Annotated in this window: 20 protein-coding genes; 11 read left to right on the top strand and 9 right to left on the bottom strand. The window is 71.1% G+C overall.

Annotated features, from left to right (window positions below):
- Nucleotides 1-129 precede the first annotated feature (129 nt).
- Entirely contained in the window at nt 130-408 is a 279-nt protein-coding gene (pspAA, locus tag OIC96_RS35035; RefSeq protein ID WP_330303996.1) for a PspA-associated protein PspAA, read from the bottom strand.
- A gap of 39 nt (nt 409-447) precedes the next feature.
- Nucleotides 448-1,236 (bottom strand): PspA/IM30 family protein, encoded by a 789-nt coding sequence (locus OIC96_RS35030; RefSeq protein ID WP_330303997.1) that lies wholly within the window; start codon nt 1,234-1,236, stop codon nt 448-450.
- A gap of 268 nt (nt 1,237-1,504) precedes the next feature.
- On the opposite strand from OIC96_RS35030, the gene OIC96_RS35025 reads away from it, so the two are divergent.
- From OIC96_RS35025 to OIC96_RS35015, 3 genes are all read left to right on the top strand, one after another.
- Entirely contained in the window at nt 1,505-2,131 is a 627-nt protein-coding gene (locus OIC96_RS35025; protein ID WP_330303998.1) for a DUF3043 domain-containing protein, read from the top strand.
- 83 nt (nt 2,132-2,214) lie between these two features.
- The gene (locus OIC96_RS35020) at nt 2,215-2,916 is read left to right on the top strand and encodes a class I SAM-dependent methyltransferase (protein WP_330303999.1); all 702 of its coding nucleotides are present in this window, start codon (nt 2,215-2,217) and stop codon (nt 2,914-2,916) included.
- A 59-nt stretch (nt 2,917-2,975) separates the two neighbouring features.
- Nucleotides 2,976-4,064: a S1C family serine protease gene (locus OIC96_RS35015; protein ID WP_330304000.1), complete on the top strand. Its 1,089-nt coding sequence runs from the start codon at nt 2,976-2,978 to the stop codon at nt 4,062-4,064.
- A 126-nt stretch (nt 4,065-4,190) separates the two neighbouring features.
- Here the strand turns inward: OIC96_RS35015 and OIC96_RS35010 are convergent, their stop codons facing one another.
- The gene (locus tag OIC96_RS35010; protein WP_327428124.1) at nt 4,191-4,403 is read right to left on the bottom strand and encodes a hypothetical protein; all 213 of its coding nucleotides are present in this window, start codon (nt 4,401-4,403) and stop codon (nt 4,191-4,193) included.
- Between the two features lie 113 nt (nt 4,404-4,516).
- Here OIC96_RS35010 and OIC96_RS35005 point away from each other — a divergent pair, with 113 nt between their 5' ends.
- On the top strand, nt 4,517-5,719 hold the full coding sequence (locus tag OIC96_RS35005; protein ID WP_330304001.1) for a bifunctional adenosylcobinamide kinase/adenosylcobinamide-phosphate guanylyltransferase: 1,203 nt from the start codon (nt 4,517-4,519) through the stop codon (nt 5,717-5,719).
- Nucleotides 5,720-5,727: 8 nt separating this feature from the next.
- On the opposite strand, the gene OIC96_RS35000 is transcribed toward OIC96_RS35005, so the two are convergent.
- A complete protein-coding gene (locus OIC96_RS35000) occupies nt 5,728-6,789 on the bottom strand; it encodes a class I SAM-dependent methyltransferase (RefSeq protein WP_330304002.1) in 1,062 nt (353 codons plus the stop codon).
- A gap of 124 nt (nt 6,790-6,913) precedes the next feature.
- Here OIC96_RS35000 and cobT point away from each other — a divergent pair, with 124 nt between their 5' ends.
- From cobT to OIC96_RS34985, 3 genes are all read left to right on the top strand, one after another.
- A complete protein-coding gene (gene cobT / locus OIC96_RS34995; RefSeq protein WP_330304003.1) occupies nt 6,914-7,957 on the top strand; it encodes a nicotinate-nucleotide--dimethylbenzimidazole phosphoribosyltransferase in 1,044 nt (347 codons plus the stop codon).
- A 346-nt stretch (nt 7,958-8,303) separates the two neighbouring features.
- The gene (locus tag OIC96_RS34990; protein WP_330304004.1) at nt 8,304-10,061 is read left to right on the top strand and encodes a phosphatidylglycerol lysyltransferase domain-containing protein; all 1,758 of its coding nucleotides are present in this window, start codon (nt 8,304-8,306) and stop codon (nt 10,059-10,061) included.
- 70 nt (nt 10,062-10,131) lie between these two features.
- On the top strand, nt 10,132-10,893 hold the full coding sequence (locus OIC96_RS34985; protein WP_330304005.1) for a hypothetical protein: 762 nt from the start codon (nt 10,132-10,134) through the stop codon (nt 10,891-10,893).
- On the opposite strand, the gene OIC96_RS34980 is transcribed toward OIC96_RS34985, so the two are convergent.
- The gene (locus OIC96_RS34980; protein ID WP_330304006.1) at nt 10,788-11,555 is read right to left on the bottom strand and encodes a hypothetical protein; all 768 of its coding nucleotides are present in this window, start codon (nt 11,553-11,555) and stop codon (nt 10,788-10,790) included. The two genes, OIC96_RS34985 and OIC96_RS34980, sit on opposite strands and share 106 nt — an antisense overlap.
- 73 nt (nt 11,556-11,628) lie before the next feature.
- On the opposite strand from OIC96_RS34980, the gene OIC96_RS34975 reads away from it, so the two are divergent.
- Together OIC96_RS34975 and OIC96_RS34970 are read left to right on the top strand one after the other, a co-directional pair.
- The gene (locus OIC96_RS34975) at nt 11,629-12,459 is read left to right on the top strand and encodes an adenosylcobinamide-GDP ribazoletransferase (RefSeq protein WP_330304007.1); all 831 of its coding nucleotides are present in this window, start codon (nt 11,629-11,631) and stop codon (nt 12,457-12,459) included.
- A gap of 138 nt (nt 12,460-12,597) precedes the next feature.
- The gene (locus OIC96_RS34970) at nt 12,598-13,203 is read left to right on the top strand and encodes an RDD family protein (RefSeq protein WP_330304008.1); all 606 of its coding nucleotides are present in this window, start codon (nt 12,598-12,600) and stop codon (nt 13,201-13,203) included.
- Nucleotides 13,204-13,212: 9 nt separating this feature from the next.
- On the opposite strand, the gene OIC96_RS34965 is transcribed toward OIC96_RS34970, so the two are convergent.
- From OIC96_RS34965 to OIC96_RS34950, 4 genes are all read right to left on the bottom strand, one after another.
- Nucleotides 13,213-13,884, bottom strand: a complete 672-nt coding sequence (locus OIC96_RS34965) for a spherulation-specific family 4 protein (protein WP_330304009.1) — start codon at nt 13,882-13,884, stop codon at nt 13,213-13,215.
- Entirely contained in the window at nt 13,881-15,428 is a 1,548-nt protein-coding gene (locus tag OIC96_RS34960; RefSeq protein WP_330304010.1) for a hypothetical protein, read from the bottom strand. Before OIC96_RS34960 ends, OIC96_RS34965 begins: the two co-directional genes overlap by 4 nt.
- The gene (pelF, locus tag OIC96_RS34955) at nt 15,425-16,945 is read right to left on the bottom strand and encodes a GT4 family glycosyltransferase PelF (RefSeq protein ID WP_330304011.1); all 1,521 of its coding nucleotides are present in this window, start codon (nt 16,943-16,945) and stop codon (nt 15,425-15,427) included. The genes OIC96_RS34960 and pelF overlap by 4 nt, the downstream gene beginning before the upstream one ends.
- 130 nt (nt 16,946-17,075) lie before the next feature.
- Complete coding sequence (locus OIC96_RS34950) at nt 17,076-19,097, bottom strand: hypothetical protein (RefSeq protein WP_330304012.1); 2,022 nt, start codon at nt 19,095-19,097, stop codon at nt 17,076-17,078.
- A gap of 353 nt (nt 19,098-19,450) precedes the next feature.
- Here OIC96_RS34950 and OIC96_RS34945 point away from each other — a divergent pair, with 353 nt between their 5' ends.
- Both OIC96_RS34945 and lpdA read left to right on the top strand, forming a co-directional pair.
- A complete protein-coding gene (locus tag OIC96_RS34945) occupies nt 19,451-20,971 on the top strand; it encodes a leucyl aminopeptidase (RefSeq protein ID WP_330304013.1) in 1,521 nt (506 codons plus the stop codon).
- 342 nt (nt 20,972-21,313) lie between these two features.
- Nucleotides 21,314-22,702: a dihydrolipoyl dehydrogenase gene (lpdA, locus tag OIC96_RS34940; RefSeq protein WP_330304014.1), complete on the top strand. Its 1,389-nt coding sequence runs from the start codon at nt 21,314-21,316 to the stop codon at nt 22,700-22,702.
- Nucleotides 22,703-22,763 lie beyond the last annotated feature (61 nt).

Raw genomic sequence — 22,763 nt, 5'->3', positions numbered from 1 at the left:
TGGGGGCTGCGCCCCCAGACCCCCGCTAAAAGATTGCGCAGTTCCCCGCGCCCCTTTTAGGGGCGCGGGGAACTGCGCAATCTTTTGCACCAGCCCGCACCCACTCGGCGGCGGGGCGAGGAAAACGCTTCAGCCGGGGATCAGGCCCTCGTCGCTCAGCAGCTCCCGGACCCCTTCGAGGGTGGCGTCGGGGGAGGGGAGGATGAGATCCGAGGGTTCGAGGGCGTCGTCGGGGAGCGGGGCGCCAAGACGGCGTACCGCGTCCAGGAGGGTGTTCAGGGTGCGGCGGAAGCCGGTCTCGTCGCCGCTCTCCATTTCGGCGAGCAGCTCGTCGTCCAGCTTGTTCAGTTCGGTGAGGTGGCTGTCGTCCAGCCTCACCTGCCCCTCCCCCATGATCCGTACGATCATGTCGCCCTCCTCAGGCGTGGGCCCCAGTGCCCCAGCGGGTCACTGCTTGTCGAAGCGTGGCGTGTCCTGGGTCTGCGACTGCGACTGCCCCGTGCCGCCCTCGATCGCCTGCTGCGACGAGGACCCACCGGCCAGCTCCGCCTTCATGCGCTGCAGCTCCAGCTCTACATCCGTACCACCGGAGAGCCGGTCCAGCTCGCTCTGGATGTCGTCCTTGGCCAGACCGGACTGGTCGTCGAGGGCTCCGGAGGCGAGCAGCTCGTCGATGGCGCCGGCGCGCGCCTGGAGCTGCGCGGTCTTGTCCTCGGCACGCTGGATGGCCATGCCGACGTCGCCCATCTCCTCGGAGATGCCGGAGAAGGCCTCGCCGATGCGGGTCTGTGCCTGGGCAGCCGTGTAGGTCGCCTTGATCGTTTCCTTCTTGGTGCGGAAGGCGTCGACCTTCGCCTGGAGTCGCTGGGCCGCGAGGGTGAGCTTCTCCTCCTCGCCCTGGAGGGTCTGGTGCTGCGTCTCCAGGTCGGTGACCTGCTGCTGGAGCGCGGCACGGCGCGACAGCGCCTCACGGGCCAGGTCCTCGCGGCCGAGCGCGAGCGCCTTGCGGCCCTGGTCCTCCAGCTTGGTGGACTGGTTCTGGAGCTGGTTCAGCTGCAGTTCGAGGCGCTTGCGGCTGGTCGCCACATCCGCGACACCGCGGCGCACCTTCTGCAGCAGCTCCAGCTGCTTCTGGTACGAGTAATCGAGGGTTTCGCGCGGGTCCTCGGCCCGGTCAAGGGCCTTGTTCGCCTTCGCGCGGAAGATCATCCCCATACGCTTCATGACACCGCTCATGGGCTTCGCGCGCCCCCTTCTGACGGACTGCAGCTCCAGGTACTACAACAGATCCCACGGTACGGGGTCTGCATCCATTACCGCACTGTTCGGGGACGGATGCGCTCATCCCCAAGGACGACTGCGGACGGTACCGCTCCGGCGTAGGGAGTAGGTGAGCCCCGGGGTCTCCCCCTCGGCCCTCTGTGACTCCCCCGCGCGAAGCGTCCCCCTTGTCCCACTACAGACGCACGGCGTTGCCGGATCGTTCCCCACTCGAACGACGTCCATGCCCCCGAACCCCGTACCCTTGGGTTTTGTGTTCCGTAGCCGTGCCAAGGAAGAGAAGGCCCCCGCCGACAAGGCGCAGGTGACCGACTCCAAGCAGACCCGTGACCCGCAGGCCCCCAAGGGCCGCCCCACGCCCAAGCGCAGTGAGGCCCAGACCCAGCGTCGCAGCGTGGCCAATACGCCGACGACGCGCAAGGAGGCGGCCAAGCGCCAGCGCGACGAGCGCCGTACGCAGATGGAGAGGCAGCGCCAGGCGCTGGCCAGTGGTGACGAGCGCTATCTGCCCGCCCGCGACAAGGGGCCGGTGCGGAAGTTCGCGCGTGACTTCGTGGACTCGCGGTTCTGCATCGCCGAGTTCTTCCTGCCGCTGGCCGTGGTCATCCTCGTGATGAGCATGGTGCGGATCGGCTCGCTGCAGAACATCGCGCTGCTGCTGTGGCTCGTGGTGATCGTGATGATCGTGGTCGACTCGATCGGCATCGCGATCCGCCTGAAGAAGCAGCTCGCCACGCGCTTCCCCGACCTGCCCAAGAAGGGCGCGGTCCCCTACGCGCTGATGCGCACGCTCCAGATGCGTCGACTCCGGCTGCCGAAGCCGCAGGTCAAGCGCGGAGAGCGGCCCTGAGCACGACGTCTTTCTCCGGGGGCGCGGCGGACGCCTGGCTGAACAAGCTGGGCGGCCTGCGTGATGTCGTACGACAGGAGCTGGTGGCCCGGCAGCTCGACGAGCAGATAGCCGCGCGGTTCCCGGTGGGCCAGCGGCTGCGGGTCCTCGACGTCGGGATGGGCCAGGGCACCCAGGCGCTGCGCCTCGCCCGGGCCGGGCATCAGGTGACCGGGCTCGAACAGGACGCGAAGATGCTCGCCGTGGCCCGCGAGGCGCTGGCCGCCGAGCCCGAGGGCATCCGCGGCCGTGTCCGCCTCATCGAGGGCGACGGGCGTGAGACGGGCGTCCACTTCCTGCCCGGCAGCTTCGACGTGGTGCTGTGCCACGGCGTACTGATGTACGTGGCGGAGCCGGACGCCCTGCTGGCGGGCCTTGCCCGGATGCTGGCCCCGGGCGGACTGCTCTCGCTGCTCGTGCGGAACGCCGACGCGCTGGCGATGCGGCCCGGGCTGTCCGGGGACTGGTCGTCGACGCTGGCCTCGTTCGACACGACCGCGTACACCAACCGGCTCGGCCTCGACGTCCGCGCCGACCGGCTCGCCACGCTGACGTCCACGCTCGCGGGGATCGGAGCGTCGCTGCACGCCTGGTACGGGGTGCGGGTCTTCACGGACACCGCCGTCGACGGGGCCGCGATTCCGCCGGATGTGGTGAGTCTGCTGGCCGCGGAGGAGCGGGCTGGGCGTACGGATCCCTATCGGCAGGTGGCGGCGTTGCTGCACCTGTGCGGAGTGCGCGGCTGAGCGACCCGTTCGGGTGCGCATCACAGGTCGCGAAATCCCCCGAAAGGGAGACTTCGGGCATGGAAGCTCACCCCCGGCGCCCTCGTCCGCGTACCTTCCGGTTCGTTGGGCCCGTAGCCGTGCTCGCCTGTTCGGCCGCACTGCTCTCCGGCTGTTCGGACGGCTCCTCGTCGTCCAGGAAGGACGGCTCGACGACGACGCAGGCGGCGGCCCCCGCCTCCGCGGCCGCCGACCTTGAGGACGACTTCCTGAAGGTGATCAAGGACGTTCTGCCGTCGGTGGTGCAGATCCGGGCGAGCAAGGATCTGGGGTCGGGAGTGGTGTACGACGACCAGGGACACATCGTCACCAACGCGCACGTGGTCGGGAACGAGAAGACGTTCAAGGTCACGACCGCCAACAGTGAGGACGAGCTGACGGCGACACTCGTCTACGCCTACCCGGACCAGGATCTCGCCGTCATCAAGCTCGACAAGGCACCCAGCGGGCTGAAAGCGGCGACCCTCGGGGACTCCTCGAAGGTCCAGGTCGGCCAGATCGTGCTGGCGATGGGGTCGCCGCTCGGGCTGTCGTCCAGTGTGACCCAGGGCATTGTCTCGGGAACCGGACGCACCGTCAGCGAGGGCCGTAGCGGCGGCGGTACGGGCGCCACCATCGCGAACCTGGTGCAGACGTCGGCGGCCATCAACCCCGGCAACAGCGGCGGCGCGCTGGTGAATCTGGACAGTCAGGTCATCGGCATCCCCACGCTCGCCGCCACCGACCCCAATTTCGGGGGCAACGCGGCGCCCGGCATCGGGTTCGCGATCCCCGCGTCGATGGTGAAGACGATCGCCGACCAGATCATCAAGGAGGGCCGGGTCACCGACTCGGGGCGGGCCACGCTCGACATCACGGGCCGTACGGTCGTCGACGACAACTACCGGGCCACGGGGGTCGCCGTCGTCGACGTGAAGACGGGCGGCGCGGCCGACAAGGCGGGCATCCGGCCCGGCGACGTCATCACCAAGCTCGGCGACACCCCCATCACCACGATCACCTCGCTGTCGGAGGCGCTCGCGGCCGACAAGCCGGGCGAGAAGACGACGGTGACGTTGATGAGGGGTGGGAGCGAGAAGACGGTGGATGTGACGCTGGGCGAGATCTGACGTCGGTCTGACGTCGGTCTGACGTCGGTCTGGCGTCGGTTCGACGGGTTGCGGGTCTGGTCGGGGCGCGGGACGAGTTGCCGGGGTCCGCCCCCGGCAACCCCGGCACTCGACACCCCGACCGGCCTACTCCGGCTCGGCGTGCAGACTCATCGGCCCATAGATCCGCGTGCTGTCCTCGAAGAGGAACACCTGGTCCGCGCCGCCCTCCAGGAGGTCCTTCCACACCTCTCCGATCCAGGACTCCGCGTCCCCCTGCGTGGTGAACTCCTCGGGCTGCACCGCGGGTTGGACCTCTGTCCCGTCGGACTTCTCGAACCGCCACGTCCATGCCGCCATGTACGCCTCCAAGGTATGAGCACACTGCACAGCGGAAGCCGGACAAGATCCGGCTCCGGTCTGAAGCCTAGTCGGACGCGCAAGACCTGCGGGGACACGGAAAAATCAACCCCGTGGAACTGACTCTGCTCGGCACCGGCACCCCCGAGGGCCTGCCCCGCCCCAACTGTCCCTGCGCGGCCTGCGCGACCGCGCTCGGCGAGAACGCGCGGGCCGCCACCGCGCTGCTCGTGGACGGCACGCTGCTGCTCGACCTCACACCCGGCGCGGCGTTCGCGGCCGCCCGCGCCGGGCACTCGCTGGGCGGCGTACGGCAGGTACTGCTCTCGCATCCGCACGACGGGCCCGCCGTCGAGGTGCCGGCCGGGCTGCCGCAGCCCGGGCGGGTGCCCGACGGGCGGGAGTTGGCGCTGCTCACCGGGCACCGGGTGCGGGCGGTGCCGATGGACGCGCCCGGCACGGGGTACGCGGTGACCGGGCCGGACGGGCGGCGGCTGCTCTATCTGCCGCCGGGCGCGGCGCCCGCCGGACTCGACGTGAACGGCGACCCGCCGTACGACATGGTGCTCGCCGATGTCGTGGGGCGGCCGGACGGCCTGGCGAAGCTGCGGGCGGTGGGGGCCGTCGGGCCGACGACCGATGTGATCGCGGTGCATCTCGACCACGACGTGCCGCCGGGCCCCGAACTGCGACGGCGGCTCGCGGCGGTGGGCGCGCGGGCGGTGCCGGACGGGACGACGCTGGACGTGGGCGTCTACGAGGACGTACCGGATGTGCCGCGCCGCACGCTCGTGCTCGGCGGGGCGCGTTCGGGCAAGTCGGTGGAGGCGGAGCGGCGCCTTGAGGCCTTCCCGGACGTCCTGTACGTCGCGACGGGCGGCTCCCGGAACGGGGACACCGAGTGGGCGTCACGGGTCAGCGCTCATCGAGAGCGGCGCCCCGGCTCCTGGCGGACCACCGAGACGTGCGACCTCGTCCCCCTCCTGACGGAGGCCGGCCCTCCGCTGCTCATCGACTGCCTGTCCCTGTGGCTGACGGACGCGATGGACACCGTGAGCGCCTGGGACGACGCGGAGTGGGCCGACGGCGGCGAACGCGCGCTGCGCGCCCGGGTCGAGGAACTCACCGCCGCCGTCCGCGCCACCCGCCGCACCCTCGTCGCCGTCTCGAACGAGGTCGGCTCCGGCATCGTCCCCGCCACCGCGTCGGGGCGTCGCTACCGGGACGAACTCGGGCGTCTCAACGCGGCGTTCGCGGCGGAGTGCGAGCACGTGTTGCTGGTGGTGGCGGGACAGGCGTTGTCCCTGCGGGGGTGAGGGGGCGGTCACCGTCGCGCGATGATCCGGTACGCGTTGGAGAAGCGAGTGCGGCGGAAGAGGGGGGCGAGGGCGTGGTCCAGGGCTGAGGCAGAGGCCAGGAGCGGGGTGGACGCCCGGGTCAGGGCCGTGTGGAGGGCGCGCTGGAGCGGGCTCGGCGGGGCGGGCCGCCAGGGCGCGTCGAGGTCGGGCAGGACGCGGCCGAGCGCCAGGGCGAGGGCGCCGGCGAGATCGTAGGGGATATGCGGTTCGCGGCGGTCCGTCGCGACGACCTCGCAGCCGAGGGACTCCAGTTCGCCCAGCAGGTTGGGCAGCGGCATGAGGTGGAGGTGGCGCGGCTGGCCGTACGACACCCACCACTTGCCCAGCAGTGCGCCGAACACGCAGTCGGGGTCCGGGACTTCGACGAGGAGGTGCCCGCCGGGCCGCAGGACCTCCAGGGCGGCGCGCAGTTCCTCGCGCGGGTCGGGGGTGTGCTCCAAGTGGTGGAACATGCTGACGACGTCGTAGCGGGCGCGCAGCCGCTCGGCGGTCCGGGGGTCGGTGAGCCGGCCGCGGTGCGCCTCCTCCACCCGCCCGGCCGCCCGCGCCTTCTCGACACGCCGGGTGGCGTCGAGCCCGTCGAAGGCGGTGTACGGGTGGACCTCCTTGGCGACGGCCGGGAAGTGCCCGTGCCCGGTGCCGACGTCCAGCCAGCTCTCCGGCTCGGCGTACGGCAGCATCGCGCGGGCTGCGGCGCGATGGCGGCCACGGCTGCCGCGGGCGCCGAGGAGCCGCTCGACGAGGCCCTCGTGCGCGCCTCCGTGGAGGTCCCGGTGGTAGAAGGCCAGCCCCTCCGCCGTGAGCCGCGGGTTCTGGAAGGCGTGGGCGCAGTCCCCGCACTCGTCGACGACGAACGTTCCGGGCTTGCGCTGCACCAGGTCCGACGTACGCAACCGGGTGCGCAGCCGCTTCGAGCCGCACCAGGGGCAGTCCTCGCGGCGCGGCTCGTGGAAGCGGTCGGTGCCCTGGGCGAGTTCGGCCGCGTAGGCCGCGCGGCGTTCGGCGAGCCATTGTGGTGTGGGGGGCATGGGCGCTCCTGGAGGGGAAGAGGGCCGTACGACAATCCGACACAAACGGTACGTAGCGGATCGCGATCCGGGGCGCAACGACGTGGCGCGGACGTGTTCGATCGGTGCCGGTACTGTTCGGCGAATGAGCTCGCTTAATCTCGACGACTTCACCGATCTGATCGAGCGCCCCGACGGCGGCGTGCGCCGTGACGCCGAGGCGCGCCGAGAGCGCCAGATCGTGCCGCCCGGTTCTCTGGGCCGCCTCGACGACCTGGGTGAGTGGCTGGCGGCGGCGCAGTCCGCGGTGCCGGTGCGGCCGATCGAGCACCCGCGCGTGGTGCTGTTCGCGGGCGACCACGGGGTCGCTGAACTCGGTGTGTCGGCGCGGCCCGCGGGCACCGCCGACCAGTTGGTGCGGGCGGTCCTGGAGGGCGCCAGCCCGGCTGCGATCCTCGCCCGGCGGCTCAATGTGCCGGTGCGCGTCATCGACATGGCGCTGGACTGCGATCCGGACGGACTGCCCGACGAGGTCGTACGGCATCGGGTGCGGCGCGGTTCGGGACGGATCGACGTCGAGGACGCGCTGACGCTGGAGGAGGCGGAGGCGGCGTTCCGGGCGGGCGTCGCCGTCGCGGACGAAGAGGCGGACTCCGGTACGGATCTGGTGGTGCTCGGCGATGTCAGCGTCGGCGGGACCACGGCGGCGGCCGTGCTGGTCGCCGCGCTGTGCGGGACCGACGCGTCCGTGGTCACCGGGCGGGGCGGGCGGGCCATCGACGACCTCGCGTGGATGCGCAAGTGTGCCGCCGTGCGGGATGCCTTGCGGCGGGCTCGGCCGGTGCTCGGGGATCAGTTGCAGCTGCTGGCTACGGTCGGTGGGGCTGATCTCGCGGCGATGACGGGCTTCCTTCTGCAGAGTGCGGTGCGGAAGATGCCGGTGATTCTTGACGGGGTCGTCTCGGCGGCGTGTGCGCTGGTCGGGCAGCGGGTTGCCTTCCGGGCGCCGGACTGGTGGCTGGCGGGGCAGGACAGTGGGGAGCCGGCGCAGGCGAAGGCCCTGGACCGGATGGCCCTGGAGCCCGTCCTCGACCACGGGGTCACCGTGGGCGAGGGCGCGGGGGCGCTGCTCGCCCTGCCGCTGGTCCAGGCTGCGGCCGCCTTGTCCGCCGAACTTCCGGAGAAGTAGACGGGGGGGCCGGCCCAGGGGTTTTCGCCCCCGCCGCCCCTACCCGTCCCATCCCGTTCCTGGGGCTCCGCCCCAGACCCCGTGGGCCGGTTCTTCGGCCGCGGGTGGATGGGGGCTGGTCCAAAAGATTGCGCAGTTCCCCGCGCCCCTTAAGGGGCGCGGGGAACTGCGCAATCTTTTAGGGGCGCGAGGAACTGCGCGACCAGCCCCCACCGTCCCGCAGCCGAACGAACAACCCCCACGCACCCCCACAGCCAAAGAACCCGAACGTCACAAACCCCCGGCCAACCACACCCGCCGCACCCCTCCCCCGCACACACCACCCCGCCCCATATCATCGCCCTTTATGGGAGATGCCCGAATTGCCGCCGTGCAGGGAGGGGCTGCCTCACGGCGCGCCGCCGCCTTCGCCGTCTGGTATCTGCGTGCCGTCACGTTCATCAACTTCCTGAGCGCCGCATGGGTCTCGCTCGGGCAGGACGTACGGCGGCACAACACCGAGAACTACTTCACGCCGTATCTGCTGACGGCAGGATTCGCTTCCGGTGTGTTCACGATGTTCCTCGCCATCACGATGCGGCGGCGCAAACGGGCCGCGTGGATCTTGAACTTCGTGCTCAGCGGGCTGTTCCTGCTGCTGTTCGCCGTCGCGATGGCGTTCCCGGAGATCCGGCAGTACGCGCAGAACTGGATCTCGCTCGTCCTGACCGCCGCGTTCGTCGGCTCGCTCGTCGTCGGCCGCCGGGAGTTCTACGCGAAGGGCGACCGGTCGAACCCGAGGCTCGCCGCGGTGGTCGGGATCGGCGGGCTGCTCGCCACCTCGCTGCTCGCGGCGCTTTTGGTGACCGTCACCAACAACGCCCATGACCCGCACCGTTCCACCTTCCTGGACCGCTGGCGCTACGGCACCCTGCGGCTCGTCTCGGTCGCCGCCGACGACTCCCACTATCCCGGGATCGCGACGCCGAACTGGGTCAACGTCACCATCAACGTGCTGAGCACCCTGCTCGTCCTCGCCGTCTTCTACGCGGCCTTCCGCTCCCGCCGCGCCGTCGACCCGCTCACCGAGGACGACGAGAAGCGGCTGCGGGTCCTGCTCGACAAGAACGGGGACCGGGACTCGCTGGGCTACTTCGCGCTGCGGCGGGAGAAGAGCGTCGTCTGGTCCCCGACCGGCAAGGCGGCGGTGGCGTACCGCGTCGTCGGCGGGGTCTCGCTGGCCTCCGGTGATCCCCTCGGCGACCCCGAGGCATGGCCCGGCGCCATCGAGCCCTGGCTCGCCGAGGCACGTGCGCACGGCTGGATCCCGGCGGTGATGGGCGCGAGCGAGGAGGCGGGCACCGTGTACTCCCGGCACGGCCTCGACGCGCTGGAGCTCGGCGACGAAGCCCTCGTCGAGACCGCCGAGTTCACTCTCGAAGGGCGGGCCATGCGCACCGTCCGGCAGGCCTACAACCGGGTCAAGCGCGCGGGGTACAAGGTGCGCATCCGACGCCATGAGGACATCCCTGCCGCCGAGATGGCGTATCTGCTGAAGCGGGCCGACGACTGGCGGGACGGGGCGACCGAGCGCGGGTTCAGCATGGCGCTGGGGCGGCTGGGCGACCCCGACGACGGGCTGTGCGTGATGCTCGAATGCACGGACAAGGACGGGGAGTTGAAGGCCGTTCTGTCCTTCGTGCCGTGGGGGCCGCACGGGCTGTCCCTCGACCTCATGCGGCGCGACCGCGACTCCGAGAACGGGCTGATGGAGTTCATGGTGATCGAACTCCTGCGACGCGCCAAGGAGATCGAGATCACTCAGGTCTCGCTCAACTTCGCCATGTTCCGTTCGGTCTTCGAACGTGGCGCACGCCTCGGCGCGGGACCGGTGCTGCGGCTGTGGCGCTCACTGCTCAGCTTCTTCTCCCGCTGGTGGCAGATCGAGTCGCTGTACCGCGCCAACGCAAAGTACCGGCCCATCTGGGAGCCCCGGTTCCTGCTCTTCGAGAAGAGCGCGGACCTGCTGCGCATCGGTGTCGCGTCCGCGCGCGCCGAGGGGTTCCTGGAGGCGCCGGGACTGCCGAAGTGGCTGCACCGCAAGCACCTGGAGTCGCACAGATGAGGAGCGATATGCCGAGCGTCAGGGGGAGCGACATGGGGAGCGATATGAGCAGCGTCGTGGGGACCGCCGGGTGAGTGCTCTCGCCCGCTGGGCGCGCGCCGAATGGGGACCGCTGTTCCTCACCGTGCGACACGCCCTGGAGGCGCGGCGCCTGCGGGCGGTCCCCATGACGATCGGGGCGGTGTGTCTGACGGCGGCCCTCCAGTTCACGCAGAACCAGTCCTGGGGTTATCAGTTCGTGCAGAACATCGGCGCCGTACGGGCCGAGGACCCGCTGTGGCTCGCCCTGCTGCGCACTCCGCTCTCCCTGTTCGTACCGGCCCTGGATCTGCCGGTGTGGGGTGCGCTGGTGCAGATCCTGCTGGTGTTCGGGATCGCCGAGATCTGTCTGGGCTGGTGGCGCGCGCTCGTCGTCTCCTACGTCGCCACGCTGGCCGGCACGCTCTGCGCGCGCGTCGGTATCGCGCTGGGCCCGCACCACCCGCTGGGCCTGCCCGGGTCCGACGCGCAGGTCGTCGACACCGGGCCTTCGGCGGCCGTGGTGGGCCTCGCGGTGTTCCTCGGCTGGCGCTATCGCGCGTATGTCACGGCGGGTGTGGTCATCGGGGCCATGGTGGTCGAGGTGCTGCTGAAGGAGAACCTGGCGGGCAAGGAGCACCTCGCGGCCATCGCCGCGGTCCTGGTGATGTGCGGGATCCCGGCGCTGCGCCACCGACGTCAGCGGCGTCACCGGTGTTCGGGCAGGGACCGGGCGAGTTCGTCGTCCGGTTTGCCGCCGATCCAGTCCTGGAACTTGCGGCGGGGGCCCGACCAGCGGCGGTCGTGTCGGTAGGCGCGCAGCCAGGACCTGGCCCGGGCGCGCGGCCGCCGGCGATAGAGCCGTCTGGACCACGGTGAACCGGGCCTGGCCAGCCGGATCGCGCCGATCAGGGCGACGAACGGGACGATCACCCCGAAGACCGCCATGCGCACCTTGCCCTTGCTGAGGGCGAGCAGCGCGAAGAGGAAGTTCACGACGACGGTCAGGATCACGCCGCCGCGGTCCTGCAGTTCCTGATCGCTGAGGTCGTTGACGCCGAACGGCGCGAAGCCGCTGAGGACGAGGCCGACGAGGGCCGCCGTGACCACCACGACCTCGACGCTCTGGCGGCCCTCCTCGGTCCAGTAGACGTCGTCGAGGTGCAGGATCAGCGCGAACTCGTCGAGCACCAGGCCCGCGCCGATCCCGAACACCACGGCGCACAGGCAGGCGCCGAACCCGTACCGGCTGCTGGCCACCGCCCCGAAACCGCCGATCACGATCAGCACGACACCGGGGACGACGTGGTGGATGTGCAGGCCACCGGCCTTCACATTGCCGAAGGGACCCTTGCCCGCGCGGATCATCCGGACGATGACGCGGGTGATCACGAAGGTCAGTACGAAGGAGGCGAGCGCCAGCAGCAGCGGCAGCTTCCCCGGCTCGACGATGTTCCGGTACAACCAATGACCCATATGCGAACTTTATCCACGACAGCCGTATCCAGCCGCTGTATCCGCCCTCCGGGCACCCGGGTACCCTGCGCCGGTGTCCAAGCCCACGCCCGAGCCCACGCCCGAGCCCACGTCCAAGCCCACGCCCAGGACGCCCCTCCCCGACGGCCTCCGCTTCGCCTTCGGCACCCTCACCGTGCTGCCCCTGAAGGTGACCCGCTGGGACCGCGACGCCGCGCGCGGCGGAATGCTGTGCGCGCCCGTGGCCGGGCTCGTGGTCGGGGCGGGCGCCGCCCTCGTCGGCGTGGCGCTCCTCGCGATGGGCGCGGGCCCGCTGCTCGCCGCCGTCGCCACCGCCGCCGTACCGGCCGCCCTCACCCGCGGTCTGCATCTGGACGGCCTGGCCGACACGGCGGACGGGCTCGGCAGCGGCAAGCCCGCCGAGGACGCGCTGCGGATCATGAAGCAGTCGGACATCGGCCCGTTCGGCGTGATCACCCTGCTGTTCGTGCTGCTCGCCCAGGTGGCCGCACTCTTCCAGGCCTACGACACCTCGTGGGCCCGGGGTGTGCTCGCGGCCGTCGTCTCGGCGACCGCAGCACGCCTCGCCCTCACCCTGGCCGCCCGCACCGGGGTGCCCCCGGCCCGTCCCGAGGGCCTGGGCGCGGCGGTCGCGGGCACGGTGCCGGTGCGCGGCGCGCTGCTGGTGACGGTGGCCGTGGCGGGCGCGGCGGTGGGCGCGGGCGCGCTCGTCGGGACGTACGACGCCGTGCGCGCCGGGGTGGCGGTGCTCGCCGCCTGCGCGGTCTCCGAACTGCTGCTGCGCCACTGCACGCGCCGCTTCGGGGGCGTGACCGGCGATGTGTTCGGCGGTCTCGCGGAGACGGCGGCGACGACGGCGCTCGTCGTTCTGTCACTGGGCTGAGCTCTGTCAGTCGGTCACTGGGGACCGAGTTCTGTCACTGGGTTGAAACGATCCTCCGCGAACTCACCGATCACACCCGCCCCATGGCTAATCTGATCCGCCGAACAGCCAACACATGATCGTCATCGGGGGATGTACGTGCCGAAGCTTCGCCGTGCCGTGGCCTGGTTCATCGACTTCGCGTTGGTGCTCGCGGGGGCCTCGGTGCTCGCCGTGTTCACCTTCCACCGGATATCCGCGCTCGTCACCGACGTGCCCGACCTCGCCACGCGGAGCGGCTTCGACCTGTTGACCTCGCGCGGCGATGTCGTCAACGCCTCGGAGCACCTCGGGCTCTCGCTGTGGAACAAGTCGGTGCTGTACGTGGAGGAGGCCTTCGGGCTGCTGATCGTGGTCACCTTCCTCTACCAGTGGGCGTGCCTGGCCCTGGCCGGCCGCACGATCGGCAAGGGCCTGCTGGGTCTGAAGGTCAGCCCGGCCGCCCCGCGCCGGGCCGCCCTGCGCGCCCTGGTCACCACGGCGGCGGACGTCGCCGTGTACGCCGTGGCCTGCGTCCTGCTGATCGAGGGTCAGTTCGTGCTGTCGGTGCTGGTGTGGGCGGTGGCGGTGACCATCTTCTTCCTGAACGCGCTGCCCGTGCTCTCCCCCAGCCGCCGCTCCCTCGCCGACCGCCTGGCGGGAACGGCGGTCACCGGCCTCGGGCTCGGCACACCCGGCGCCACGCCCGCCGCTCGTACTTTCTGAGCATCGGCCTCAGCGCGAGCCGGTCGCCTTCAGGGCGTGCGGCAACGTTCCCCAGGGATGGTCGCCCACACCGGGCACCGCGCAGTGGAGGGTGGCGCCCCGCTCCCGTGCCGACGCCGCCAGGTCGACCCCGGCCGGCACGCCGTACACGAGGTGGCACAGCCGCGCACCGGCATCCGTCCACGGCGGCAGACGGTTCCTTCGGTACGTCGCCCACGGGCCCTCGAACGTCACCAGTACGTCGGCGATGCGGGCGTACGAGGGGTGCGGCACCGTTCCGTGATTGAGGGCGAGGGTGCCGCAGCCCAGGCCCCAGGCGGCCCTCGCGAGCCGCCGGTAGTACGTGAACTCGGCCTCCCCCGAGGCGACTTGGTCGAGGAACGCGCCGTCGGTCCCGTACCAGGCGCGGTGCCGGGACAGCTCACGTACGACGTCGGTCATGGGTCTGCGGCCATAGTCCGTGTCCGCGTACCCGAGCACCCGGACGTCGGCCGCGCGCAGCCGCTCGGCGACCTCGGCGAACGCCGGGTCGGGGCGCTCGCCGGGGCCGCTGGCCGGGTTGAGCACGACGGCGTGGAGGCGGGGGGCTGCGGCGATGAGGGCGTCCCATTCGGCGGGGCGGACGGACGGGTGCTCGTAGTACGGGACCAGGAGGGTCCCGGAGGTGCTGGGCAGGCTCATCGGTGTGCGGTCGCCCTCCCCAACAGGCCGCAGACCAGGCCCGCTTGGGCCCCGGCCGCCGCCCCGTACACGATCAGCCCCACCCAGTGCGGGCTGCCCGCGTGCGTCGCGAGGGCCGCGGTCTGGGCGAGCGCCGCGACACAGCAGACCACGGCGGCGCTGGTGACGGCGCCGAAGGACTGGAGCAGCAGCCCGGTCCACAGGACCACGCCCAGCAGGAGCAGCCCGGCGAGCCGGACCCCGCCCGTGGTCGCGGGCGCGTGCGGCCAGAGCGCGGAGGCGGCGAGGCTGAGCGCGAGCAGCGCGACGAGATAGCCGGTGAGGCACTGGACGAGGGTGATCGCGGTGGTCCGCCAGAAGTCCTTCGACGTGCTGCTGGAGCGCAGCCCGGCGAGACTGCCGCTGCGGAACCGGAAGAGCAGCCATTCGGCCGGGCCCATGCTGAGCGTCAGCGCGACCGCGGCCGGCGCGGCCACCGCGGTGTGGGCGCCCGCCAGTACGTCCCCGAGCGCCGCGTACAGCACGAGGACCCCGCTGCCGAGCCCGAACAGGGCGTACGGCAGGGATCCGGTGAGCCAGGGGGCGGCGGCCACCGGCCCCTGCGCGTCCGGTCGCGCCGACCCGTCCGCGGCACCCCGCAGGTTCCCGAACGGCAGCAGCGCGGTGAGACCCGCGCCCCAGCTCCCCTGCCCCACATCCCTTACCGCGGGCGCCACTTCGAGCAGGGCGAGCAGCGCGACCGCCGCGAGCGAGCCCAGCAGCAGGACCGCTCTCGCGAGGTCGGGCACCGGGTGGACCAGGGCCAGGACCGCGCCCGCCGCCATGGGTGACAGGACGCCGAGCAGGGCCCGTTCGCGGCCCATGACCAGCAGGACGGTGGCCGCGCCCAGATAGCAGGACTGTCCGGCGGCGAAGGCGACCGCGGTGCCCGGGTGGGTCGTGCCCGCCGCGGCGAGGGCGACCAGGGAGCCGAGCAGCACACCCACCGGCGCTCCGACGAGCAGTGCGCGGCGGGCGGCCGAGCGGTCGCCAAGGCCCAGCCAGGAGTACGCCCGGTGGGCCAGCCCCTGGTTCCAGGTCCAGCCGCACAGCGCACCGGCGAGCAGCGGGACGGTCCCGGCAGGGAGCCCGAACCCGCCCTTCGGGCCCGCGAGGAGCGGCGCCCCCAGCACGTATCCGAGGCCAGGGAGAGCGAAGACCACACCCCGCAACAGGCAGCCCAGCAGGCCGAGTCGCCAGGGGTCGTGGGCCGGCCCCGCAGGCTCGGGGTAGTGACGCTCGACCCGTTCGTACAGCTCCTCCGCGAGGGCGAAGGAGTTCTTGACGCCGTAGCGCCGGCGTATCTGGTCGTCCGACATGCCGTCGGATTCGAGGAGTGCGGCTATCTCGTCGGGGTGGACGGCCGCGGCGATGAACTCACCGAGCCGCTCGGCGAGTTCCTCGATCGGGTCGGGCTGCGCCCAGTTGGGCGGGCGGCGCTGCCGGGGCACGTACGGGAGGGTGTCCTCGTAGGTGCCGGGCGGCATCCGCAGGGAACCGCTCACCAGCCGGTCCCGTCCGTGGCGACCGCCTGGTACCAGGGGTCGCGCAGTTCGAGGGTCCAGTCGGCGACGGTCTCGACGGTGGGCTCGTACACCTCGGGCAGGCCCGCCAGCTCCTGGTAGATCGTCCGGAAGGCATCCACGGAACGGCGCAGGGTGAACCGGTCGATGACGCGCTGACGCGCCAACTCCCCCAACTTCAGGCGCCGTTCGTCGTCGCGCAGCAGAGTGAGTGCGGCGGCGGCCATTTTCTCCGGTTCGCGCGGCGGCACCACGATGCCCGTGTCGCCGACCGCCTCGCGCACTCCGCCGACGTCGGTCGACACCGTCGTACGGCCGCAGGACATCGCCTCGATGATCGAGAACGGGAAGCCCTCCGAGATGGAGGAGAGCATCACCACATGACCCGCCGCGTAGGCGCGCCACACCTCGCTGATGCGGCCCTCGAAGGTCAGGCCGTCCGTGACACCCAGTTCGGCGGCGAGCTTCTCCAGCCGGGTCCGGTACGCCTCCCCGCCGGGCGGCACCGGGCCGAACAGGCGCAGCCGGGTCTCGGGCATCTCGGCGCGCACCATGCCGTACGCGCGCAGCAGTGTTTCGAGGTCCTTGATGGGGTCGACGCGGCCGCACCAGGTGAGGGTGGGGACGGCCGGTTCGGGGCCCGCGTGCGGGAAGGCGTGCGGGTCGACGCCGTTGTAGACCGTGCGGATCCGGTCGGAGTCGGCGCCGCCGCGCTCCTCCCAGCGGCGGTTGTACTGGTTGCAGGGGGTGATCAGGTCGGCCGCCCGGTAGCCCAGCGAGTTCAGCTCGCGGTAGAAGCCGAGCATGAACGCCTTGACGGGCCAGCGCTGTTCGCCGCTGCGGTAGCCGAGGTAGCGCTCGCGCAGATAGATGCCGTGCTCGGTGAGCAGGAACGGGACCCCGTCGAGGTGGTGTGCGGCGAGGGCGGGCAGGGTGGCGAGGCCGCTGCTGACCGCGTGCGCCACGGAGTCCTCGGGGATCCGGACGCCGAGCGGGCGCAGCGCGTGTTCCAGCAGGTCGGTGGCGGTGAGCGCGTCGTGCACGGTGGGCCGGGCGGCGGCCGTGGGCAGATGCGGCATCGACCAGATCCACATCAGCGAACGCAGCGCGGTCTCGGTGCGCAGCGCCGCCGACAGCCGTCCGTCGCGGGCGAGTTGGGCGAGCTCGTACAGCGCCTCGCCGAAGTCGCCGTGCGCGTCCGGGTCGAGGAAGGCGAGCAGGAAGCGTTCGTAGGTGTCGGTGAAACGACGGCGGGCCCGGCCCAGCGGCGCCCGTGCGCGCCCCGGCCGCGGGCCCCAGGTCGGCACGGAGGTGTGCCGGTAGACGTTGGGCGGCAGCTCCCAGGTCACGGGTTCGCGGCCGCTGCCGGTGAGCGAGACGATGTGGAAGTCGACCTCCGGCATGCCCTTCACGAGCTGGTCGCACCAGGTGCTGACCCCGCCGTGGACATGCGGATAGGTGCCTTCGGTGAGCATGGTGACATGACGGCCGTTGCGCATCACGCGCGTTCCCCCTGTGACTGTTTCTTCCCGGAGGGCCACCCCCGGACCCCCGGTTCAACTACGGCTCAGCACGCACCCCAGCCGGTCACGGCCGGGGTGCGCGTCGTGCGGCTGAGCTGCCCGTGCCCTACGCGGGCAGGGTCAGCTTGAGAGCGGACTGCAGGAGCTCCGGCGTGGTCCAGGCCGAGCGCTCACCCGCGTACGGCGTTCCGAACGCGGTGGTGCCGAGCAGGAGTTGCTTCTTGGTCCCTTCGGGTGCGGTCACCGGGATCTGGGTCCCGGACGGGGCGGTGACGGTGACGGTGGTGCCGACGCGGTACGCCGTGACCTTGCCGTTCGCGACGGCCGTCTGCCAGGCGGTTCGGCGCTGCAGCTCGGTGCCGGTCGCACTCTGCCGGGGGTTCACCAGCGGGGTGTTGTCGGCGTAGAGCGCCTTGTAGTCGCCGAGCACCTTGTCCAGGACCGGGTAGAGGATGCGCTCCTCGGCCAGGTTGGACTGGTGGACGTAGTGCGGTCGCGGATCGTTGGTGATGACGTGCCCGAGGGCGGTGTGCGCCTCCAGCGGGACGATGTACGCCGCATAGCCGGTGGCGGTGTCCAGCGGCGCCGGCAGGCACGTGGAGGTCGCGTTGTTCTCGCAGATGCCGCTGCCGCCGTCGGCCCTGGAGGTGTAGATCCAGTTGTACTCGTCGGCCATCTCGGCCGCCGTACCGGCGTTGTAGTACACGTTCATCGGATAGCGGGGCACGGTCAGCGCGTTGCCGACCGAACGCTGGGCGGGTTCACGGGAGTTGTCGGAACCCGTCCACTTGATGCCGCCCGCCGCGAGGGCGCCCGCGAGGTTCGGGTTGTCGTCGGGCTGCTGGGGCAGCGTCTTCAGGCCCGAGTGCTCACCGGTGACCAGTTCGGTCCGGTCGAGCGGAAGGCCCTTCTGGACACCCCAGTTGTAGTTGTCGGAGATCTCGCCGGAGATGTCGGCGCGGCTCGTCCACTGGGTGGTTCCGTCGGCGTTCTTCCTGCACTGCCAGGGGACCACGGTGACGTCCTGGAGGCAGCCGAGGAACAGGTGCGTGTAGGTGTGGTTCACCCAGCGGTACTTGGCCTTGTCGGCGAGCAGCTGGGTGGCGAGCGCGTCGGTGCCGCCGTTCTCGGTCTTCCACACCTCACCGGAGCCCGCGTTGTAGACCATGTCCAGGGTGAAACCGTTGGCCTGCTCCCACTGGGCCGCGTACTGCGCGTCGGCCGCCGTCATCCGGATGTCGGTGGTCGTGGCGCCGCCGGACTGGCAGTCGTAGTCGCCCGGTGTGCAGTTGTCGGTGGTGTCCCAGCGGGCGTCGGGCGCGAAGACGTCGTCGACATGCACCGAGAAGTAGTTGCGGTTCTGCCCGAGGTGTACGCCTTGGGTCAGCCATTCGACGACACCGCGGGCAAGGACCCGGAACTGCTGCTGGTACTGGTTGTACGCGAAGGTCAGCACGAGTTCGCGGCGCCCGTCGTGCGCGTACTCGCCGAGCAGGGTGCCACCCGTGGGCGCGTCGAGATAGCTGGTGAACCCGTCCCTCGGGTGGGCCGCGTAACCGTAGCTCTCCTGCACCGACGGGTCGTTGTCCTCGAAGGTCAGCGGCCCGTCGAGGTAGCCGAAGGCGCCCGCCCGGCCGGCCGCGGTGACCTGGGTGCGCGCCCCGTCCAGCACGCCCGACCAGCCGCCGTTCTGGTCGGTGTAGTCGAGACCGACCTCCGGATGGGCCCAGGTGTAGGCGTCGACCTGCGGAATGCCGTACGTCTTCTCGTACGTCTCCAGGGCGGTCCGCTCGGCCGAACCCGGGGCGAACGGTGCCTCGTTCGGCAGGACGACACCCTGGTACTTGGCCCGCGGGGTGCCGTTCACCGTGTCGCTCAGGAACGCGGTGTCGATGACCGGGCGGCTCGTGTCGCCCAGATTGACGGTGGTGTACGGGATGCCGGTGCTCTTCAGCTCGGCGGTGATGGCCCCGACCTGGCCGGCGCCGTTGTCGATGACCAGGACCTTGAGATCGATGCGCGGCGTGGTCGCGGCGGACGCGCCGGGCGCTCCCAGGCCCAGCACCGGCAGGCTCGCGGCCGCTAAGACAGCGGCCGTGTTTCTCCATCTGCGCGTGGCACGCGCCATTTTCTGTCCCTCCCCCTTGAAGATCCTCTTTCGGGCGAACCGAGGAGGATCCGTGGAAATGATGCGAAGCGGTGAGCGTCGCGCTCACCGGAACACGATGAGTGTGGCTCAGGTCACCAGGAGTGAGGGGTGGGAAGTGGACACGACGCCACCGGACGGTGAACGCCCGCAGGAATGAGCGAAACCCGGCCCCGAGCGTAGGCTCGTCCCGGGTACTTACCTCAGCGACTTCCCCGAGACCGCTACCCCGGTAGGGACCGCCCCCACAGGCCGGATCTAGGGTCAGGCGTCGGGCCCGGTCGACCCACCCCACTCGGCCACCACCACTTCAACGGAAGCGAGATTTCACCACCGTGACTGCTCTCACTCTCAGCACCGCCGCCGCGTCTGGTCTGCGGGCCGACGCGATCGTCGTCGGTGTCGCGAAGGGGCCCAAGGGTCCGGTCGTCGCACCGGGCGCCGAGGCCGTGGACAACGCGTACGACGGCGGGCTCGCCGGGATCCTGGAGACCCTCGGCGCCACCGGGGCCGAGGGCGAGGTGACGAAGCTGCCCGCGCCGTCCGGTTTCAAGGCCCCCGTCGTCGTGGCCGTCGGCCTGGGAGCGGTCCCGGAGCAGGACGACACGTTCAGCGCCGAGGCACTGCGCCGCGCGGCCGGTGTCGCGGCCCGCGCGCTCGCCGGCGCCAAGAAGGCCGCCTTCGCCCTGCCGATGGCGGACGCCGCCGACGCCGGTGTCGTCGCCGAGGGCGCCCGGCTGGGCGCGTACACCTTTGACGCGTACAAGGACAGCGGCAAGGACGCCAAGAACAGCAAGGGCCCGCTCGGCGAGGTCGCCCTCCTCGGCGGCAAGCCCCGCGACGCGGCGTACAAGGCCGCGATCGCGCGCGCCACCGCCGTGACCGAGGAGCTCAACCGCGCCCGCGACCTCATCAACACCCCGCCGAACGACCTCGACCCGGAGGCCTTCGCCGCCGTCGCCACGGCGGCCGCCAAGGAGCACGGCATCAAGGTGCAGGTGCTCGACGAGAAGGCCCTGGAGAAGGGTGGCTACGGCGGCATCCTCGGCGTCGGCGCCGGCTCGGCCGCCACGCCGCGCCTGGTCAAGCTGTCGTACACCTCCCCGAAGGCGAGCAAGCACCTGGCCTTCGTCGGCAAGGGCATCACCTACGACTCGGGCGGCATCTCCCTCAAGCCCGCCGGGCACAACGAGACGATGAAGTGCGACATGAGCGGTGCGGCGGCGGTCTTCGCCGCCGTGGTCGCCGCCGCGCGCCTCGGCCTGGAGGTCAACGTCACCGGCTGGCTCGCGCTCGCCGAGAACATGCCCTCCGGTTCCGCCACCCGCCCGGGTGACGTGCTGCGCATGTACAGCGGCAAGACCGTCGAGGTCCTCAACACGGACGCCGAGGGCCGCCTGGTCCTCGCCGACGCGCTGTGGAAGGCCTCCGAGGAGAAGCCGGACGCGATCATCGACGTGGCGACGCTGACCGGAGCGATGGTGCTCGCGCTCGGCAGCCGTACGTTCGGCGTGATGGCCAATGACGACGCATTCCGCGCCTCGGTCGTCGAGGCGGCGGAGGAGGTCGGCGAGGAGTCCTGGCCGATGCCGCTGCCGGACCACCTGCGCAAGGGGATGGACTCCCCGACCGCCGACATCGCCAACATGGGTGAGCGGATGGGTGGCGGACTGGTCGCCGGTCTGTTCCTGAAGGAGTTCGTGGGCGAGGGCATCACCTGGGCGCACCTGGATATCGCCGGGCCCGCATTCAATGATGGCGGGCCGTTCGGTTATACGCCGAAGGGTGGTACGGGGTCGGCTGTGCGGACTCTGGTGCGTCTTGCTGAGCTGACCGCCGCGGGGGATCTCGGCTAGGGCTGTTTTGCGACTGCGGGTAGTTCGTGGCTGGTCGCGCAGTTCCCCGCGCCCCTGAAGGGGCGCTCCAGCAGGCCCCGGGTGATATGTCGCCCGGGGCCTGCTGTTAGGAAGGCTTCACTCGCTACGAAATCCGCACGTTCCGTCTCATCCGGAGCTTCTCGACGTGATGGATCAGACGTCTCACACACCGGCCCGGCGTCTCGCTCGCCCTCGACAAGTGCGAAGATGGGTTCTCGGCAGGACAGGGCCCCCACCACAGGGCCGAAGAAGAGCGGCCGGACACCAGCCGCCGACCGGTCACTGGAGACCGGCGTGGCGCACATGCATGGAGGACGTGACGTGGCGAACGACGCCAGCACCGTTTTCGACCTAGTGATCCTCGGCGGCGGTAGCGGCGGTTACGCCGCGGCGCTGCGCGGAGCGCAGCTGGGCCTGGACGTCGCCCTGATCGAGAAGGGCAAGGTCGGCGGTACCTGCCTGCACAATGGCTGCATCCCCACAAAGGCACTGCTGCACGCGGGTGAGATCGCCGACCAGGCCCGCGAGAGCGCGCAGTTCGGTGTCAAGGCCACCTTCGAGGGCATCGACATCGAGGCCGTCCACAAGTACAAGGACGGGGTCATCTCGGGCCTGTACAAGGGTCTGCAGGGTCTCATCGCGTCCCGCAAGGTGACGTACATCGAGGGCACGGGCCGCCTGTCGTCCCCGACCTCCGTCGACGTGAACGGCCAGCGCGTCCAGGGCCGCCACGTGCTGCTGGCGACCGGCTCCGTGCCGAAGTCGCTGCCGGGCCTGGAGATCGACGGCAACCGCATCATCTCCTCGGACCACGCGCTGGTCCTGGACCGCGTCCCGCAGTCCGCGATCGTGCTCGGCGGCGGCGTCATCGGCGTCGAGTTCGCCTCCGCGTGGAAGTCCTTCGGCACCGACGTGACGGTGATCGAGGGCCTCAAGCACCTCGTCCCGGTCGAGGACGAGAACTCCTCCAAGCTTCTTGAGCGCGCGTTCCGCAAGCGCGGCATCAAGTTCAACCTGGGCACCTTCTTCTCGAAGGCCGAGTACACCGCCAACGGTGTCAAGGTCACCCTTGCCGACGGCAAGGAGTTCGAGGCCGAGGTGCTGCTCGTCGCCGTCGGCCGCGGCCCGGTCTCCGCCGGTCTCGGCTACGAGGAGCAGGGCGTCGCGATGGACCGCGGCTATGTCCTGGTCGACGAGTACATGCGGACGAACGTCCCGACCATCTCCGCCGTCGGTGACCTGGTCCCGACGCTCCAGCTCGCGCACGTCGGCTTCGCCGAGGGCATCCTGGTGGCGGAGCGTCTGGCCGGTCTGAAGACCGTTCCGATCGACTACGACGGCGTGCCCCGGGTGACGTACTGCCACCCCGAGGTCGCCTCCGTGGGCATCACCGAGGCCAAGGCCAAGGAGATCTACGGCGCGGACAAGGTCGTCGCTCTGAAGTACAACCTCGCGGGCAACGGCAAGAGCAAGATCCTGGGCACCTCGGGCGAGATCAAGCTCGTCCAGGTGAAGGACGGTGCCGTGGTCGGCGTCCACATGGTCGGCGACCGCATGGGCGAGCAGGTCGGCGAAGCCCAGTTGATCTACAACTGGGAGGCGCTGCCCACCGAGGTCGCCCAGCTCATCCACGCCCACCCGACGCAGAGCGAGGCGCTCGGCGAGGCCCACCTGGCCCTCGCGGGCAAGCCGCTGCACTCGCACGACTGACCGGCCACCGGCTGAGCCTCAGGTCTCGGCCACCGGCTGTCCCCAGTCACCGCGTCGCTCA

The organism is Streptomyces sp. NBC_00775, from assembly GCF_036347135.1.
Taxonomy (GTDB): Bacteria; Actinomycetota; Actinomycetes; order Streptomycetales; family Streptomycetaceae; genus Streptomyces; species Streptomyces lutosisoli.
This window is presented reverse-complemented; position numbering and strand designations above follow the sequence as displayed.